The organism is Yimella radicis, from assembly GCF_054778255.1.
Genome location: NZ_BAAGZR010000003.1, coordinates 32,744 through 48,339 on the forward strand (window position 1 = coordinate 32,744; position 15,596 = coordinate 48,339).

Below are 15,596 nucleotides of genomic sequence, written 5' to 3' on the forward strand. Positions count from 1 at the left end.
GGACTCATGCTCCCAGCTGGGACTGGCCGCAGACCCGCAGCACCTGACCGGTGACACCGGCGGATGCGGACTCGGCGAAGAAGGCGATGGCCTCGCCCACGTCGACGGGTTGGCCACCCTGGAGCAGGGAGTTGAGGCGTCGGCCGACCTCGCGGGTCCCCATCGGGATCTTCGCGGTCATCTCGGTCTCGATGAAGCCTGGGGCGACGGCATTGACGGTGATGTTGCGTCCCTCGAGCTCCTTGGCGAGTTGGCGCACCATTCCGATGACACCGGCCTTCGACGCGGCGTAGTTCGACTGGCCGCGGTTGCCGCCGATGCCACTGATGGATGCGACGGAGACGATGCGGCCGCCGTCCTTGAGCCCACCCTGGACGGAGGCGTCGAGCAGCACCCTGTTCATCCGGAACTGCGACTGCAGGTTGACGTCCAGCACTGAGCCCCAACGGTTTTCGTCAGTGTTGACGAACAACTTGTCGCGGGTGATGCCGGCGTTGTGGACGATGACGTCCAGTTTGTCGGCGTGCTGAGCCACGGCCTTGGCGATGCGCTCACCGGCATCCGGAGCGGTGATGTCGAGTTGGAGCGCAACCGCACCGATGGAGTTGGCGACCTTCGCAAGCGAATCGCCCGCGGCCGGGATGTCGACCGCGATCACCTTCGCGCCCGCACGAGCGAAGACCTTGGCGATCTCCGCGCCGATACCGCGAGCAGCGCCGGTGATCACCGCGACCTCACCCTTGAGCGGGACGTGGACATCAGCGATCGTGGGCACGTCGCCGGCGCCGATCGTGACGGGCTGACCGGACACATAGGCCGAACGGCTGGACAGGAAGAACCGCAGCGGCCCCTCCAGAGCTTCGTCGGGCGCGTCCTGGCTGATGCGCAGGAGGTTGGCGGTGCCGCCGGCCCGCATCTCCTTGCCCAGGCTGCGGGTGATGCCTTCGAGCGCCTGCTGAGTGGCCGCTGCTTCGACGTCGGTCTCCTCGGCGGGCACGGCGGACAGGACGACAATGCGACCGTTCTTGCCGAGCTTCTTCATCGCCGGTCCGACGGTGGCACGCAGCTGCTGGAGCTGGTCGAGCGTGCGGGCCGCGGTGGCGTCGAACACGACCGCCGACAGCTTCTCGTTGTACTCCGAGTCGGACTGCGCATCAAGGACATTCGCACCCGCATCCGAAAGGACGGAGCGGACGGCGTCGAGCGCCGGAGCATCGCCGATGCCGGCGATCGCGGCCGGGCCCTCGATCAGTTGCTGCCCGACCGCGTAGCGGCGCAACACGGTCGGCTGCGGTAGGCCCACGGTGCCGGCGATCTTCTTGCCGAACCCGCCGTTCACGAACTTGGTGTAACCGTCGATACCGCTCACTTGGCAGCCTCCAGAATCGCGACGACGCCCTGGCCACCGGCAGCGCAGATGGAGATCAGGCCGCGGCCCTCCCCCTTCTCGTGCAGCATCTTCGCCAGCGAGGCGACGATGCGTCCGCCGGTGGCGGCGAAGGGGTGGCCGGCCGCGAGCGACGAACCGTTGACATTGAGCTTGCTGCGGTCGATCGAACCCAGCGGGGTGTCGAGACCGAGCTTGTTCTTGCAGAACTCCGGGTCCTCCATGGCGGCCAGGTGGCACAGCACGGTGGACGCGAACGCCTCGTGGATCTCGTAGAAGTCGAAGTCCTGAAGGGCGAGGTTGTTGCGCTCGAGCAGTCGCGCGATGGCGTACGGCGGAGCCATCAGCAGACCCTCGTTGCCGTGCACGTAGTCGACCGCAGCGGTCTCTGCGTCGACGAACCGCGCCAGCGGCGTGAGCTTGTGCTCGGCCGCCCAGTCCTTCGAACCCAGCAGCACCGCGGACGCACCGTCGGTGAGAGGGGTGGAGTTACCGGCGGTCATGGTGGCCCCCTCGCCCTTGCCGAACACCGGCTTGAGGGTGGCGAGCTTCTCGACCGAGGAGTCCGGACGCAGGTTGTTGTCGCGAGTGACGCCGAGGTAGGGGGTGACCAGGTCGTCGAAGAACCCGCGGTCGTAGGCGGCGGCGAGGTTCTGGTGGCTCTTGACCGTCAGTTCGTCCTGCGCCTCGCGGCTGATGCCCCACTCCTTGGCGGTGATCGCCATGTGGTCACCCATCGACAGACCGGTACGCGGCTCACCGTTCTTCGGCTGCTCCGGAGTCAGCTGGTTGGGGCGCACCTTGAGCAGCGCCTGGATGCGCTGCTGCGGGGTCTTGGCGTAGTTGGCCTTCATCAGCGTCTTGCGCAGGTTGTCGTTCAGCGCGAGCGGTGCGTCGGAGGTGGTGTCGGTACCACCGGCGATGCCGGAGTCGATCTGACCGAGCGCAATCTTGTTGGCCACCAACACAACTGCCTGGAGACCGGTGCCGCACGCCTGCTGGACGTCGTACGCAGGGGTGGTCGGGTCGAGGTGCGAACCGAGCACGCACTCGCGGGTCAGGTTGAAGTCGCGCGAGTGCTTGATGACGGCGCCGGCAGCGACCTCACCGAGGCGCTCGCCACCCAGGCCGAAACGTGCGACAAGGCCGTCGATGACGGCGGTCAGCATGTCCTGGTTGGAGGCCTTCAGGTACTTGCCGCCCGAGCGGGCGAACGGAATGCGGTTGCCGCCGAGGACGAAAACGTCACGCGGGCCTGCGGTGAGGCTCATGGAGGACTCTCCCGTGGTTCGATCGAGGAGGCGAGTGTCGAACTCGCCTAAATTTACCGATACCGACAGTAGCAGGTACGCCGAGTTTCGGATACTGTCGAAGCATCATGAGTTCGCACACCGAGCGCCTCGACGGCCGCGACACCCGCTGGACCACGCACCGCGTCCAGCGGCGTCGTCAATTGGTCGAATCGGCGATCAAAGCGATCCGCAAGCACGGTGCGACCGTGGGCATGGACGAGATCGCAGCGACCGCCGGCACCTCCAAGACCGTCATCTACCGCCACCTGGGCGACCGGCTCGGGCTCTATCTCGCCGTCGTCGAAGCGGTCGACTCGCTGATCCTCAACGACTTCGACAAGGCCATCTCGACCGGTGTCGACCTCGACGATCCGGCGTCCCTGCGCAGCAGTGACCCACATGCCGTGCTCGTCGCAGTGATCGACAGCTATCTCTCACTCGTCGAGAGCGACCCGGAGCTCTACCGCTTCGTCGTCCGGCGTCCGCTGGTCGATCTGGACGCCGACTCCGACCCCGTCGCCGGCCTGACCGACGCCATCGCGGGCCGCCTGTCAGAGATCTTCTCCGCCGCATTGATCGCGGCTGATCGCGACCCGGCCCCCGCCGCGACCTGGGGTCACGCCCTTGTCGGCTACGTGCGGGAAGCAGCTGACCGCTGGCTCGCCGACCCCGATCGTCCCCCTCGGGCGGACGTCGTCCAGCACCTCGCCGAATTCGCGTCCGTCGGACTTGCCGGCGTCCTCGGCTCCCCGCAAGACACCGCCCCCAAGTCTTCCCTCTGAGACTCCTCGAAATGAACGGAGCACTTTCATGAACGACCCGATCGCACTCGAACTGCGCAAGGCCCTCGACGGTCCGTGGCAGCAGGTCCGGCAGGACTTCCGCGACCAGATCGAACCCGACATGCTGCTCGGCACGCCCGGGGAATCCATTGAGGCTCAGCGTGATCGGGTGACCAGTCAGCTGGTTCGGTTGGCGTCGCTGGGCCATGGCCGGGTGGGCTTCCCGGAGGCGTACGGCGGCACCTACGACTACGGCGCATCGTGCGCACTGTTCGAGATGCAGGGTTACGGCGACCTGTCGTTGCTGGTGAAACTCGGCGTCCAGTTCGGCCTGTTCGGCGGCGCGGTGTCGCGCCTGGGCACCGAGCGCCACCACGACGAGGTGCTCACCGACATCATGGACGCAAAGATCCTCGGCTCGTTCGCGATGACCGAGATCGGCCACGGCTCCAACGTCCAGCGCCTGGAGACCACGATCACCTTCGACCCCGAGACGAACGAGCTCGTCGTCAACTCCCCCACCCCGAGTTCGGTCAAGACCTACATCGGCAACGCCGCCAAGGACGCCCGGATGGCTGTCGTCTTCGGTCAACTGCTCACTCCCGCAGACGCTCCCGCAAACAATGAGTTCGTCGGGCACGGCGTCCATGCCGTGCTGATGGACGTGCGTGACGAATCCGGCAAGGTCGTCGACGGCGTCACGATCGAGGACAACGGTGTCAAGGGCGGCCTACCCGGAGTCGACAACGGCACGTTCGCGTTCGACAACGTCCGCATCCCCCGCTCGGCGCTGCTCAACAAGTTCGCCGACATCGACGACGAGGGCAACTACCAGTCCGACATCGAGAACGAGAATGCCCGCTTCTTCACCACGATCGGCACCCTGGTTCGCGGACGCATCTGCGTGGGTGGCGGGGCCGCGAGCGCCGCGAAGAAGGGCTTGGCGATCGCGCTGCGGTACGGCGCACGACGCCGCCAGTTCGAGGCGCCGGGCCACGACCAGGAGATCGTCGTCCTGGACTACCTGGCCCACCAGCGCAAGCTGTTCCCGCGCCTGGCCAAGGCGTACGCGTTGAGCTTCGCGCAGAACGCGATCACCGAGTCGCTGCAGGAACTGCACGGTGACACCCGCGCCGACGGTGATGCGCCGGTGAAGGAAGAGATCCGCGAGCTGGAAACCCGCGCGGCCGGCCTCAAGGCGATCAGCACCTGGCACGCGGTCGACGCGCTGCAGGCGGCGCGCGAAGCCTGTGGTGGCGCCGGTTTCATCTCCGAGAACCAGCTCACCCAGGCCCGGGCCGACGTGGACGTCTTCGCGACCTTCGAGGGCGACAACACCGTCCTGCTGCAGTTGGTCGCCAAGGGTCTGCTGACCGAGTACAAGGAGATGTTCGGCGACCTCGCGATGGCCGAGCTCGCCGGTCTGGTCACCAAGCAGGTCGCCGAGGGCCTCGTCGAGCGCACCGCCGGCCGCGCCGGCATCCAGCGCCTGCGTGACATCGCCAAGGGTCGGGGTCACGAGTCCGCGATGGACGACTCCGGCTGGCACCTGTCGATGTTCGAGCAGCGCGCCGACCACGCGCTCGAGACCGTCGGCAAGCGGCTGCGCCGAGCGAACAAGGAGAACGGTTTCGAGCTGTTCAACGACGCCCAGGACCACGTGCTGTTCGCAGCCCGCGCGCACATCGACCGGTGCATCCTCGAGGACGCGCTGGAGTCGATGGAGCAGATGCCCGACGGCGAGGCGAAGGACCTCATGGCCCAGGTGCTCTCGCTCTACGCCCTGTCCTCGATCGAGGACGACAAGGCATGGTTCCTCGAGCACGGACGCCTCAACACCGTCCGATCGCGCGCGGTGACCTCCGCGGTCAACGACCTGTGCAAGGAGCTGCGTCCGCACGTGCACACCCTCGTCGACGGCATGGGCATTCCCGAAGAACTCATCACCGCCCCGATCGCCACCGGCGAGCAGACCACCAGCTACGCCTGAGCATTCGTCGATGACGGGGGACGGGACCGGACGGTCCCGTCCCCCGTTCCATACCCGTCGCCGAAACTGCTCGGCAGGAACCCGAGCCGCTCACTAGTGTGTTTCCATGACGGGGGACAACGATCGCGCGATGCGCGAACTGGCAACGAACGCAAACCGATTCATGAAATGGGTCCACCAGAACGGAGCCGCCACCGAGTCGCGTACCGAGATCCAACGAATGCTGCAACAGCGCCTCGGCGACGGCGCCGCGCAGTCGGTCGTCAGCCGCAATCTGCCGCTCATGGAGCAGGTCAATCTGCAGGTCGCGTTGGACGCGTGGATGAGGCAGGACGGACGAACGGTCGACGTGCACGGCATCTTCGTGCCGAAGCACCACGGGTCGGCAGACCTCACCGGTCTCATCACCGGTACCGGTTCACCGGTTCAACTCGTGGCCCCGGCGATGACCGACCTGCCGGACGGCCCTTCGAGCACCCGGGCGTGTTTCACCCGGGCGTTGCTGCTCGTGAGCGACGCCGACGGCGATTACGCACTGTTCGTGACGACCGGTGAGCACGAGCCGGTGCTCGAACTGGAGATCGCGGGACTTTCGGTCGCGAAGGCGCAGGCCGTGTTCGCGTCCCTCGACGCCCTGCGCGACGAACTGAACGTCTACCGCGGACAGCTGGTGCAAGCACACGCCCAGCCGATGGGCGGAATCCGGTTGGGCTTCCTCGACCCGACACCGATGGACCGTGAGCAACTGATCCTCCCGGACGACATCCTGAGCCGGATCGAGGGTCAGGCTCTCGACGTGGCAGCACACAGTGCGGCGCTGCGCCGGGCCGGCCAACACCTCAAGCGCGGCATCCTGCTGTACGGCCCGCCCGGCACCGGCAAGACGCACACCGTCCGCTACCTGCTCGGCCGGCTGCCCCGGTACACGCGGTTGTTGCTGCAGGGTGCGGCACTGCACGGGATCGGCCCGGCGACGGAAATGGCCCGCAAACTCGCCCCGGCGGTCGTCGTCCTCGAGGACGTCGACCTGGTCGCGAGGGACCGCTCGTTCGGCTCGGGCGACAATCCCATCCTGTTCGAACTCCTCGACGCGATGGACGGCGCCGCCGCGGACAGCGACCTGATGTTCCTGCTCACGACCAACCGCGTGGAAGTTCTCGAAGAAGCGCTTGTCGCGCGTCCCGGACGTATCGACGTGGCGGTGCACATCGACCGTCCGGACGCGCAGGCCCGCGCCCAACTGTTCCGCCTGTATGCCGCGAACGCACCGCTGGAAGTGACGACGAAACTTGCGGACGAGGTCAGCGAAGCGACCGAGGGCGTCACCGCTTCTTTCCTGAAGGAGCTCGTTCGCCGCAGTGTTCTGACTGCAGCACAGCGGGATTCGTCCTTGCCGTCCGTCTCTGCCGACGACGTCCGATCCGCGCTGGCGGATCTGCTCGACTCCTCCCAGGGTGTCACCCGTGCGTTGCTCGGAGCCGGTGACGAGCACATCCGCGACTCCGACGACGAGGTCCAGGAGGAGCACTTCCCCGGCGTCCAGAACCTCGACGGTCGTGCACGGTTCGGTGGAGAGCCGGGCGGTGCAGGTTGGTTCGCCTACGCGCCCGACAGTGACTGCTGACTACACCCGTAGTAAAGGATCCCGGTCGCAACAGCGGCCGGGATCCGTCATCGGCGCTGCCTGTCCGGACGCAAGCCGACGAACGTCAGTGCAGCGCCGACGAGCACCCACCCGGCGCACCACCACATCGACGCGCGGTAGGCGTCCGCCACCTGGTGCGGGATGCGGTAATCGTCCCCGGACAGTCCGACCAGGAGTGGCAGCGCCGCGATCGCGAGGAGCCCCGCGGTCCGCGAGACCGCGTTGTTGATGCCGGACGCGACCCCGGACCGGCTGTCGGGAACGGCGGCGAGCACCGTGCCGGTGAGTGGCGCGACCAACATCGACAGTCCGAAGCCCTGCAGCAGGACGCCGGGGAGGATGTGCAGCAGAAAGTTCGGTCGGTCGGGGGCGAGGGCGAGCAGTGCGAGTCCGGCGGCGAGCACCAGGGCGCCGGCGACCATCGGCGTCCGAGCTCCGTGCCTGGTGGCGTACCCGCCGAACCAGGAGGCGAGGAACAGCATCACGACCGACACCGGAACGGTCGCGGCCCCGGCTTCGAGCGGCGTCCACCCGGCGGTCACCTGCAGGTAGACGGCGAGGAAGAACATGCTTCCCGCGAGCGCCGCGTAGACGAACAACGTGACGAGGTTGATCACCGTGAACACCCGACTGGCGAACAACTTCGGCGGCGTCATCGGGTGGGACGCGTGCCGCTGCGCCACCACGAACGCGACCCCCGCGACCACACCCACCACCGCTGCGGCGGGAGCGCCCTGCCCCGGCCATGCCGTCAGCGCCCAGGTGATTCCGGCGAGCGCGATCGGTGCCAGCAGCAGACCGGCGACGTCGTACCGGCCCGCGGCTTCGGCGTCCCTGGATTCCGGAGCAGTACGTAGCAGCCAGAGCACGAGCGCCGCGATCGGCAGGTTGATCCAGAAGGCGATGCGCCAGTCGATCCCGACCAGCCAGCCACCGAGCACCGGACCGCCCGCGGTGGCGACGCCGAGCATCCCGGTCCAGGCGCCGATGGCCTTCATCCGATCGTCCGGATGGAAGCCGGCTTGCAGCAGCGCCAGACTCCCGGGCGTCAGAAGCGCTGCGGCCACGCCTTGGAGTACGCGCGCGGCAACCAGCGGTTCGATCGTCGGCGCAACAGCCACCAGGACGGACGCCAGCGCGAATCCGACTGTGCCCCAGCCGAAGACACGTTTGCGTCCGAGTCGGTCACCCAGCGACCCGCCGACCAGGATGAGCGAGGCGAGCGCCAGCGTGTAGCCGTTGACCACCCACTGCAGTCCGGCGAGTTCGGCGTCGAGCTCGGTGCCGATCCGCGGGAGCGCGACATTGGCGACCGTGCCGTCGAGGAACACGAGCCCGGAACCAGTCACAGCGGTCGCGAGCAGCCGTCGTCCGGCGGGATCGGTCAGGCGCAGCGAGGTGGACACCGAAGCACCGTAGACCGGCCGTGCAGCGGCCGTTGGTGCGACCGCCTTCATCGACTACGGGTGTAGCGGACGGTCCTGGTGAAGCAGTGCGCGCAGGGCACACGCGCACAGGTAGATCGAGAACGGGCAGCCGAACGCGAACTCCACCGGCACCGTCCGGGCGTTCCGGACGCTCCCGCCCTGACCGTCTGCGTCCGCGCCGGACAACAGCATCACCGACGAACCGATGATGAGAGCGGGCGCAGCAAGGAGGGCGTACCACTATTCCGGCAGACTTGGGCGTGCGCCGACCGGCGCGTCCATTCAGCGGAGGGATCCGACATGCCCCACGGCGACATCACGCACATCGACATCCCGGTGGCCGACACGAAGAAGGCCTCGGAGTTCTACGGCAACCTCTTCGGCTGGCAGATCGCGGAAGTGCCCGGCTACGAGGGCTACCCGATGTGGCAGGCACCCAACAAGATCAGCGGCGGCGGCCTCGCGCCTCGCAGTGACGGTTTCAGCCAGCCGCGCTCGTACGTCGAGGTCGACTCGATCGAGCAGACCCTCGCGAAGGTGAAGGAGACCGGCGGCGAGGTCGTGATGGAGAAGAACCCCATCTCCGAGACGAGTTGGTGGGCGATCTTCCGTGACCCCGACGGCAACGATGTCGGACTCTACGAGGGTGTCACCGACGCCGGCAGCTGAGTGCCTGTCACGTCGGGCGGTCCACCCAACGTGTGCCGGCCGGTTGCAATATGCCTGCGCCCGAGGTGATCTCGGCGACCGCGGGAGCCAGGTCGTCGAGGTCTCCGGCCAGGTGCAGCAACGCCCGGTCGAGGTAGTCGACTCCGAGCACACCGACGCCCCGGGCCCGCAGATCCGACTCGACCTTGCCGGCGTCCGCATGGGAGACCGACAGGTCGAAAAGGTCGTCCTGAGCCCGCCGGACGAGCGGTGCACCGTCGAGCGCCGCCGCGACCGCATCGCCGTACGCGCGGACGAGACCGCCGGCTCCGAGCAGCGTGCCGCCGAACCACCGGACGACAACCGCTGCGACGTCGCTGAGTTCGCGTCCACGCAGCACGTCGAGCATCGGGCCACCCGCAGTACCGGCAGGCTCGCCGTCGTCGTTCGACCGCTCGATCGAGGGTGTCGGCCCGAGGATGAATGCGCTGCAGTGATGTCGGGCGTCGTGGTGCTGCTTGCGCAGGTCGGCCACCAATGCGCGGGCGGCGTCCTCGTCGCCCACCCGGCGGACCACCGCGAGGAAGCGGGAGCGCTTGATCTCGATCTCCGCCACCAGGTCGGTGCGCGAGGAGATAGTCAGGTAGCTGCTCACTGGCCCGACGGAGTCGGAACGGGATGCACCTTGGGGCGCATCAGCTTACCTCCCGCACCCGGCCTGTGGCGCAGGTGGCTCATCCAGAACAGGACCGCGACGATCTCCAGAGCGAGCGCCATGAGGGCCATCTGCGCGAACGAGCCCGTGACGTGTGGTGCGACGAACCCCGCCATGGAGCCGTTCAGCACCAGGGTGAAGAAGGTGAACAGGGACACCGTTGCCCCGCGGCTGCCGGGAAACATGTCGAGCAGGGTCAGTTGCAGTGCCGGGTAGGACGCGCCGGTTCCCACTGCGATCAGGGCCGGGCCGATGACCGCGTGGGGCAGACCCTGGGTCGCCGGGATGACCGCGAACGCCAGGTTCACGAGTGCGCCGAACAACGCGAATGCCATTGCGGCACTGACCAATCGGTTGATCGTGACGTGGCCACTCGTTCGCGAACTGATCCACGAACCGAGCACGACCCCCGAGATCATCGGCACGAAGAAGATCCAGAAGTCCTGCTCGCCCTTGCCGAGCAGGTCCATCACGAAGATCGGCGCGGCGCCGATGTAGAGGAACTGGCCGGCGAAGCTCAGCGATGCGGCCCAGGACACCCGGTGAAAGGCAGGCGAACGTCCGGCTTCCACCAGGCCGCCGAAGATCGCCGAGGGGGTGAACGCCGTCCGCCGCTCACGCGGGTGCGACTCCGGCAGTACGAAGATCACCAACGCCATCAGCACGACAGCGACGCCCACCAGGAAGTAGAAGATCGCGCGCCACGACCCCATCGTCAGCAACCAGCCACCCACGATCGGCGCGACGGCCGGGGCCACACCGAAGATCATCGTGACTCGGCTCATCAGCCGCTGCGCCTCGGCGCCCTCGAACATGTCGCGGATCACGGCACGAGAGACGATCACTCCCCCACCGGCCGAAAGCCCTTGCAACACACGGAAACCGAGCAGCATCGGCAAGCTGGTCGAGAGGGCACAACCGACCGACGCGACGGCGTACATCGACAGGCCGGCGAGCATGACCGGGCGGCGACCGACCGCGTCCGAGATGGGACCGTGGAAGGGACTCATCAATGCGAAAGCGAGCATGTAGGCGGTCACGACCAACTGCATGTCGTCGGTGCTGACGGAGAACTCGCGCCCCATCCTGCTGAACGCCGGGAAAGGAGTGTCGATCGAGAACGGGCCGAGCATCGACAACGCCGCCAACACGACCAGCAGCAACCAGATGCTGCTCTTCGTCGCCCGCTCCACGTCCACTCCCCTGCTGGTTCGAAAAGGCGAAGGCCCCGGACGGAGCCGGGGCCTTCTGCACGTGGTGCCAGGTGAAGGATTCGAACCTTCGAAGCTTTCGCGACGGATTTACAGTCCGCTCCCATTGGCCGCTCGGGCAACCTGGCGTAGTGCGCGTGTAAGGGTAGCAATCCGCCCGCGTCCGAGCCAATCGGATCCGGACGTCGTGGTGAGCAGTTGATGGCCATCGCCTGAGTCGGTGGCCATCGGCGCAGTTCCAACTCCCGATTCAGCCACCAACTCCGCACTCAGCCACCAACCCGTCCAGGTCAGTGGCGGGATAGATCCGCTTCTTCCGGCTTCACCTTGGGTGCCTTGGTGACCAGCTTGTGCCCCCACCAGAGAGCCAGGAACAACGGCAGGCCCAGGTAGGAGGACAGCAGTCCTTTCATGTCGGGCGTCGAGGTCAGCCACGCCTCGTAGTTCTGACCGATGATGACGACCACACACATGCCGAGGGCGAGCACCGGGCCGAGCGGGAACCACAGCGCCTTGAACGGCAGGTCGTTCACGTCGCCACCCTGGGCCACGTACGCACGGCGGAACTTGTAGTGGCTCCAGGCGATTCCGCACCAGGTGATGAAGCCCGCGAGTCCGGACGCGTTCACCAGCCAGGTGTAGGCGACGCCGTCACCGGCGAGACTGGTGATGAAACAGAGTCCACCGATCGCCGTGGTCGCGAGCAGAGCCGGCATCGGGATGCCCCGCTTGTTGAGCCGACCGAAGATCGCCGGTGCTTTGCCGTCGCGCGCCAGGCCGAACAGCATGCGGCTGGAGACGTAGAGACCGGAGTTACCGGCGGACAGGATCGCGGTGAGGATGACCGCGTTCATCACGGCCGCCGCGAACGCGATGCCGGCCTGGTCGAAGACGAGCGTGAACGGGGCGATGGTGATGTCCTCGTTCTCCGACGCCGACAGCAGTCGCTTGTCGGTGTACGGAATGAGGAAGCCGATGATCGCGATCGCACCGATGTAGAACAGCAGGATCCGCCAGAACACCGCGCGGATCGCCTTCGGGATCGTCTTCTCGGGGTTCTCCGCCTCACCGGAGGCGACAGCCACCATCTCGGTGCCCTGGAACGAGAAGCCGGCGATCATGAAGATCGCGAGGATACCGCCGATACCGCCGACGAAAGGCGCCTCACCACGCGTCCAGTTGGAGAATCCGGGCGAGTCGCCGCCCATCACACCGAGGATCATCAGCAGGCCGATACCGAGGAACACGATCACAGTGATGACCTTGATCGTGGAGAAGATGAACTCGCTTTCGCCGAACGCCTTCACGTGAAAAGCGTTGAGTCCGAACAGAATCGCCAAGAAGACCGCCGACCACACCCACGAGGGCACGTCCGGCAGCCAGTACTTCATCACCAGTGCGGCGGCGACGAGTTCGGCCGCGACGGTGATCGCCCAGTTGAACCAGTAGTTCCAGCCCTGCGCGAAGCCGAAGGACGGTGAGACGAAGCGGGTGCCGTACGCCTGGAACGAGTCGGCGACCGGCAGGAAGGTCGACATCTCCCCCAGACTCTGCATCAGCATGAAGACCATGAGTCCGATGAGGGCGTACGCCAGCAGCGCGCCACCCGGGCCGGCTTCGCTGATCGTGCCACCGGACGCGAGAAACAGACCGGTGCCGATCGCACCGCCGATGGCGATCATGTTCAGGTGACGCGCCTTGAGTCCGCGATGCAGATCGTCGGTGTGGCCGTGCTTGCTTTCCTGCTCGCTGACGGTAGTGGTCTTGTCTGACAAGAGCGGAGCCTCTCCGGTTGTGGTGGCCGCAGCACGGTATCGGATCGAGGCGGCCGACGGGCCTGCACGACCGCCAGGCGTCCGCGTACGCTCGGTGCCGATCACGACTGCCCCGACCCGAAGGAGCCCGCCATGGCCGACTCATCGTTCGACATCGTCAGCAAGGTCGACAAGCAGGAGGTCAGCAACGCTCTGACCCAGGCCGCCAAGGAGATCTCGACGCGGTACGACTTCAAGAACGTCGACGCCAAACTCGAGTGGTCGGGCGAGAAGATCCTGATCGAGGCGAACGCGACCGAGCGTTGCCTGGCCGTGCTCGACGTGTTTCAAACCAAGCTGGTCAAGCGGGGCGTGTCACTGAAGTCGATCGAGCTCAGCAACGACGGTGAGCCGAAGCTGTTCGGCAAGATCTACCGACTCGAGGGCACTCTCAAGGAGGGCCTGTCGCAGGAGAACGCGAAGAAGATCAGCAAGATCATCCGTGACGAAGGCCCGAAGTCGGTCAAGGCACGCATCGAGGGCGACGAACTCAAGGTCAGCAGCAAGTCACGCGATGACCTGCAGGAAGTGCAGCGCCTGCTCAAAGCGTCCGACCTGGACGTCGCGCTGCAATACACGAACTACCGCTGACTCAGCGAGGAGACATTTGCTGCGCGAGAAGGGAAAGTCTCCTTCTCGCGGAGTAAAACCCTCCTTGTTCCTGCACTGACTTCGGTCAGGACGAACTGACCATCCGTAGGGCGATCTCGGCGAAATGGTCGGCGATGCGCTCCGGCGTCCACCGTGCGTCCGCCTCGTACCAACGCGCGACGTCCACGCACATCCCGCTGATCGCGTTGGCGGTCATACCCACCTGGTCGATGCTGAACACACCGGCGTCGACTCCGTCCTGGACGGTGCGGCGCAGACTGTGCTGGATGCGTCCGCGCAGACGCTCGATGACCTCGCGGTGCTCGGGCGTGAGTGCTTCGAGTTCGTAGTTCACGACGCGGGCCGTCTCGTGATCGATCGCGTGGGTGAGGACGAGTTCGTGGACGATCGCGCGCAGCCGCGTCCGGGCGTCGCCGTCGGCACCCGCTGCCGTCTCCACACGATCGGTGATCCGTTCGTGCCCGGCCCGACTGATCTCGAACAGCATCGCCTCTTTGCTGCGGTGGTGTACGTAGACGCCGGCCGGCGACAAGCCGGCGGCGGACGCGATGTCACGCGTTGTCGTCCCGTGAAATCCCTTGCGGGCAAAAGAGATCCGAGCAGCATCGAGTAACCGGTCACGCGTTGTCGTCGTGTCGACAGTCATCCGCTGCAGCTCCTTGTCGCCGGCCAAACCCTACGCGCTCGTCGCACAGGGTGCGCCCCACTCGTTGACGAGGATTCACCGGAATGAGACGCTAAGCAAGCGCTTAGTCAGCGCTCCCGAGCCGCCTGTGTATAAGGAAGTACGCCATGCCCCGCAACGTCTACACCGAGGACCACGAGGCCTTCCGCGCCTCCGTCCGCGAATTCGTCGACCGCACCCTCAAGCCGCGTGCCGAGGAGATGCTCGAGCAGAAGGTGATTCCACGGGACATCTGGAAGGAAGCCGGCCGCCAGGGCCTGCTCGGCCTCGACATCCCCGAGGAGTTCGGCGGGGCCGGCGCGGACGACTACCGATTCAATGCGGTCGCCGCCGAGGAGATCGCCGCCTTCAATGCCGCCGTCTCCAGCTGCTTCGGCATCCACTCCGATGTCTGCCCGCCCTACCTGGTCGACCTGGGCACGCAGGAGCAGAAGCAGAAGTGGTTGCCGGCAATGGCTGCCGGCGACCTGATCTGCGCGATCGGCATGACCGAGCCCTCCGGCGGTTCCGACCTCGCCGCACTGAAGACCACCGGTGTTCGCGACGGCGACGACTGGATCATCAACGGCTCCAAGACCTTCATCACCAACGGCCACCAGTGCGACATCGCGATCGTCGCCGTCCGCACCGACCCGAGCAGGGGTTCGAAGGGCATCACGCTGTTCATGCTCGAGGCCGACATGCCCGGCTTCACCAAGGGCAACAAGCTGGACAAGGTCGGCCAGGTCGAGTCCGACACGTCCGAGCTGTTCTTCGAGAACGTCCGCGTGCCCGACGCCAACCGCATCGGCGAGGAGGGCATGGGCTTCATCTCGATGATGCAGCGCCTGCCGCAGGAACGCGTCGGAGCTGCCGTGTCGAACACCGCGCACGCCAAGCAGATTCTGCTGGAGACGATCGAGTACACCAAGGAGCGCAAGGCGTTCGGACAGTCGATCGGTTCCTTCCAGCACAACAAGTTCAAGATCGCCGAGCTGGTCACCCAGATCGAGGTCACCGAGGCGTACGTCGACGACTGCATCGCAGCGCATGCGGAGGGCAAGCTGACCCCGATCGACGCGGCGAAGGCCAAGTGGTTCTCCGCCGAGGTGCAGAACAAGGTGCTGGACGAGTGCGTCCAGTTGCACGGTGGATACGGCTTCATGAACGAGTACCGCGTGGCGCGCGCCTGGCGCGATGCGCGCGTCACGAAGATCTGGGCCGGCTCGAACGAGATCATGAAGGAGCTCATCGGGCGCGACCTCGGCCTCTGAGCGCGAGGCGGAGGTTGGCGGTGCCGCGAGGGACGAGCGGAGCCGCCAGCCGGAGCCGAGCGCGACCCAAGATGCTGGACAGCGTTTCTGAGGAGCGAGCCCACCATTACGAAGGTGGCCACCCGATGGGGTGGC

13 protein-coding genes and 1 tRNA gene are annotated in these 15,596 nt (G+C 66.5%); 6 read left to right on the forward strand and 8 right to left on the reverse strand.

Translation table 11 applies throughout. The annotated features are described in order from the left end of the window. Positions 1 to 4: 4 nt before the first annotated feature. Both ACYU8W_RS01915 and ACYU8W_RS01920 read right to left on the reverse strand, forming a co-directional pair. Positions 5 to 1,369 (reverse strand): 3-oxoacyl-ACP reductase, encoded by a 1,365-nt coding sequence (locus ACYU8W_RS01915; RefSeq protein WP_499466181.1) that lies wholly within the window; start codon positions 1,367 to 1,369, stop codon positions 5 to 7. Then, positions 1,366 to 2,658, reverse strand: a complete 1,293-nt coding sequence (locus tag ACYU8W_RS01920) for an acetyl-CoA C-acetyltransferase (RefSeq protein WP_141929219.1) — start codon at positions 2,656 to 2,658, stop codon at positions 1,366 to 1,368. Before ACYU8W_RS01920 ends, ACYU8W_RS01915 begins: the two co-directional genes overlap by 4 nt. Before the next feature lie 107 nt (positions 2,659 to 2,765). Here ACYU8W_RS01920 and ACYU8W_RS01925 point away from each other — a divergent pair, with 107 nt between their 5' ends. The 3 genes from ACYU8W_RS01925 (at position 2,766) to ACYU8W_RS01935 (ending at position 7,075) form a co-directional block, all read left to right on the forward strand. Beyond that, on the forward strand, positions 2,766 to 3,461 hold the full coding sequence (locus ACYU8W_RS01925; protein WP_129624549.1) for a TetR/AcrR family transcriptional regulator: 696 nt from the start codon (positions 2,766 to 2,768) through the stop codon (positions 3,459 to 3,461). A 28-nt stretch (positions 3,462 to 3,489) separates the two neighbouring features. Then, entirely contained in the window at positions 3,490 to 5,451 is a 1,962-nt protein-coding gene (locus tag ACYU8W_RS01930; protein WP_499466184.1) for an acyl-CoA dehydrogenase family protein, read from the forward strand. A gap of 106 nt (positions 5,452 to 5,557) precedes the next feature. Next, positions 5,558 to 7,075: an AAA family ATPase gene (locus ACYU8W_RS01935; RefSeq protein WP_141929221.1), complete on the forward strand. Its 1,518-nt coding sequence runs from the start codon at positions 5,558 to 5,560 to the stop codon at positions 7,073 to 7,075. A gap of 47 nt (positions 7,076 to 7,122) precedes the next feature. On the opposite strand, the gene ACYU8W_RS01940 is transcribed toward ACYU8W_RS01935, so the two are convergent. After that, on the reverse strand, positions 7,123 to 8,502 hold the full coding sequence (locus ACYU8W_RS01940) for an MFS transporter (RefSeq protein WP_499466187.1): 1,380 nt from the start codon (positions 8,500 to 8,502) through the stop codon (positions 7,123 to 7,125). A gap of 321 nt (positions 8,503 to 8,823) precedes the next feature. On the opposite strand from ACYU8W_RS01940, the gene ACYU8W_RS01945 reads away from it, so the two are divergent. Beyond that, a complete protein-coding gene (locus ACYU8W_RS01945) occupies positions 8,824 to 9,192 on the forward strand; it encodes a VOC family protein (protein ID WP_499466189.1) in 369 nt (122 codons plus the stop codon). A gap of 7 nt (positions 9,193 to 9,199) precedes the next feature. Here the strand turns inward: ACYU8W_RS01945 and ACYU8W_RS01950 are convergent, their stop codons facing one another. The 4 genes from ACYU8W_RS01950 to ACYU8W_RS01965 form a co-directional block, all read right to left on the reverse strand. After that, the gene (locus ACYU8W_RS01950) at positions 9,200 to 9,826 is read right to left on the reverse strand and encodes an IMPACT family protein (protein ID WP_499466191.1); all 627 of its coding nucleotides are present in this window, start codon (positions 9,824 to 9,826) and stop codon (positions 9,200 to 9,202) included. Then, a complete protein-coding gene (locus tag ACYU8W_RS01955; RefSeq protein ID WP_499466193.1) occupies positions 9,823 to 11,079 on the reverse strand; it encodes a multidrug effflux MFS transporter in 1,257 nt (418 codons plus the stop codon). Before ACYU8W_RS01955 ends, ACYU8W_RS01950 begins: the two co-directional genes overlap by 4 nt. A 62-nt stretch (positions 11,080 to 11,141) precedes the next feature. Further along, positions 11,142 to 11,225, reverse strand: a tRNA-Tyr gene (locus ACYU8W_RS01960). 162 nt (positions 11,226 to 11,387) lie between these two features. Next, entirely contained in the window at positions 11,388 to 12,872 is a 1,485-nt protein-coding gene (locus ACYU8W_RS01965) for an amino acid permease (protein WP_499466195.1), read from the reverse strand. A 132-nt stretch (positions 12,873 to 13,004) separates the two neighbouring features. Here ACYU8W_RS01965 and ACYU8W_RS01970 point away from each other — a divergent pair, with 132 nt between their 5' ends. Further along, positions 13,005 to 13,502, forward strand: a complete 498-nt coding sequence (locus tag ACYU8W_RS01970) for a YajQ family cyclic di-GMP-binding protein (RefSeq protein WP_129624555.1) — start codon at positions 13,005 to 13,007, stop codon at positions 13,500 to 13,502. An 85-nt stretch (positions 13,503 to 13,587) separates the two neighbouring features. Here ACYU8W_RS01970 and ACYU8W_RS01975 read toward each other — a convergent pair whose 3' ends face one another. Then, on the reverse strand, positions 13,588 to 14,169 hold the full coding sequence (locus tag ACYU8W_RS01975; protein ID WP_499466197.1) for a TetR/AcrR family transcriptional regulator: 582 nt from the start codon (positions 14,167 to 14,169) through the stop codon (positions 13,588 to 13,590). A gap of 146 nt (positions 14,170 to 14,315) precedes the next feature. On the opposite strand from ACYU8W_RS01975, the gene ACYU8W_RS01980 reads away from it, so the two are divergent. After that, positions 14,316 to 15,461 carry an acyl-CoA dehydrogenase family protein gene (locus ACYU8W_RS01980; RefSeq protein WP_129624557.1) on the forward strand — a complete coding sequence of 382 codons (1,146 nt, stop codon included), beginning with the start codon at positions 14,316 to 14,318 and terminating at the stop codon, positions 15,459 to 15,461. Positions 15,462 to 15,596 lie beyond the last annotated feature (135 nt).

Bases quoted from the DNA above. Each gene is read 5' to 3' on its own strand.
- ACYU8W_RS01920 (WP_141929219.1), bottom strand. From the start codon at position 2,658: ATGAGCCTCACCGCAGGCCCGCGTGACGTTTTCGTCCTCGGCGGCAAC.
- ACYU8W_RS01925 (WP_129624549.1), top strand. From the start codon at position 2,766: ATGAGTTCGCACACCGAGCGCCTCGACGGCCGCGACACCCGCTGGACC.
- ACYU8W_RS01930 (WP_499466184.1), top strand. From the start codon at position 3,490: ATGAACGACCCGATCGCACTCGAACTGCGCAAGGCCCTCGACGGTCCG.
- ACYU8W_RS01935 (WP_141929221.1), top strand. From the start codon at position 5,558: ATGACGGGGGACAACGATCGCGCGATGCGCGAACTGGCAACGAACGCA.
- ACYU8W_RS01945 (WP_499466189.1), top strand. From the start codon at position 8,824: ATGCCCCACGGCGACATCACGCACATCGACATCCCGGTGGCCGACACG.
- ACYU8W_RS01970 (WP_129624555.1), top strand. From the start codon at position 13,005: ATGGCCGACTCATCGTTCGACATCGTCAGCAAGGTCGACAAGCAGGAG.
- ACYU8W_RS01975 (WP_499466197.1), bottom strand. From the start codon at position 14,169: ATGACTGTCGACACGACGACAACGCGTGACCGGTTACTCGATGCTGCT.
- ACYU8W_RS01980 (WP_129624557.1), top strand. From the start codon at position 14,316: ATGCCCCGCAACGTCTACACCGAGGACCACGAGGCCTTCCGCGCCTCC.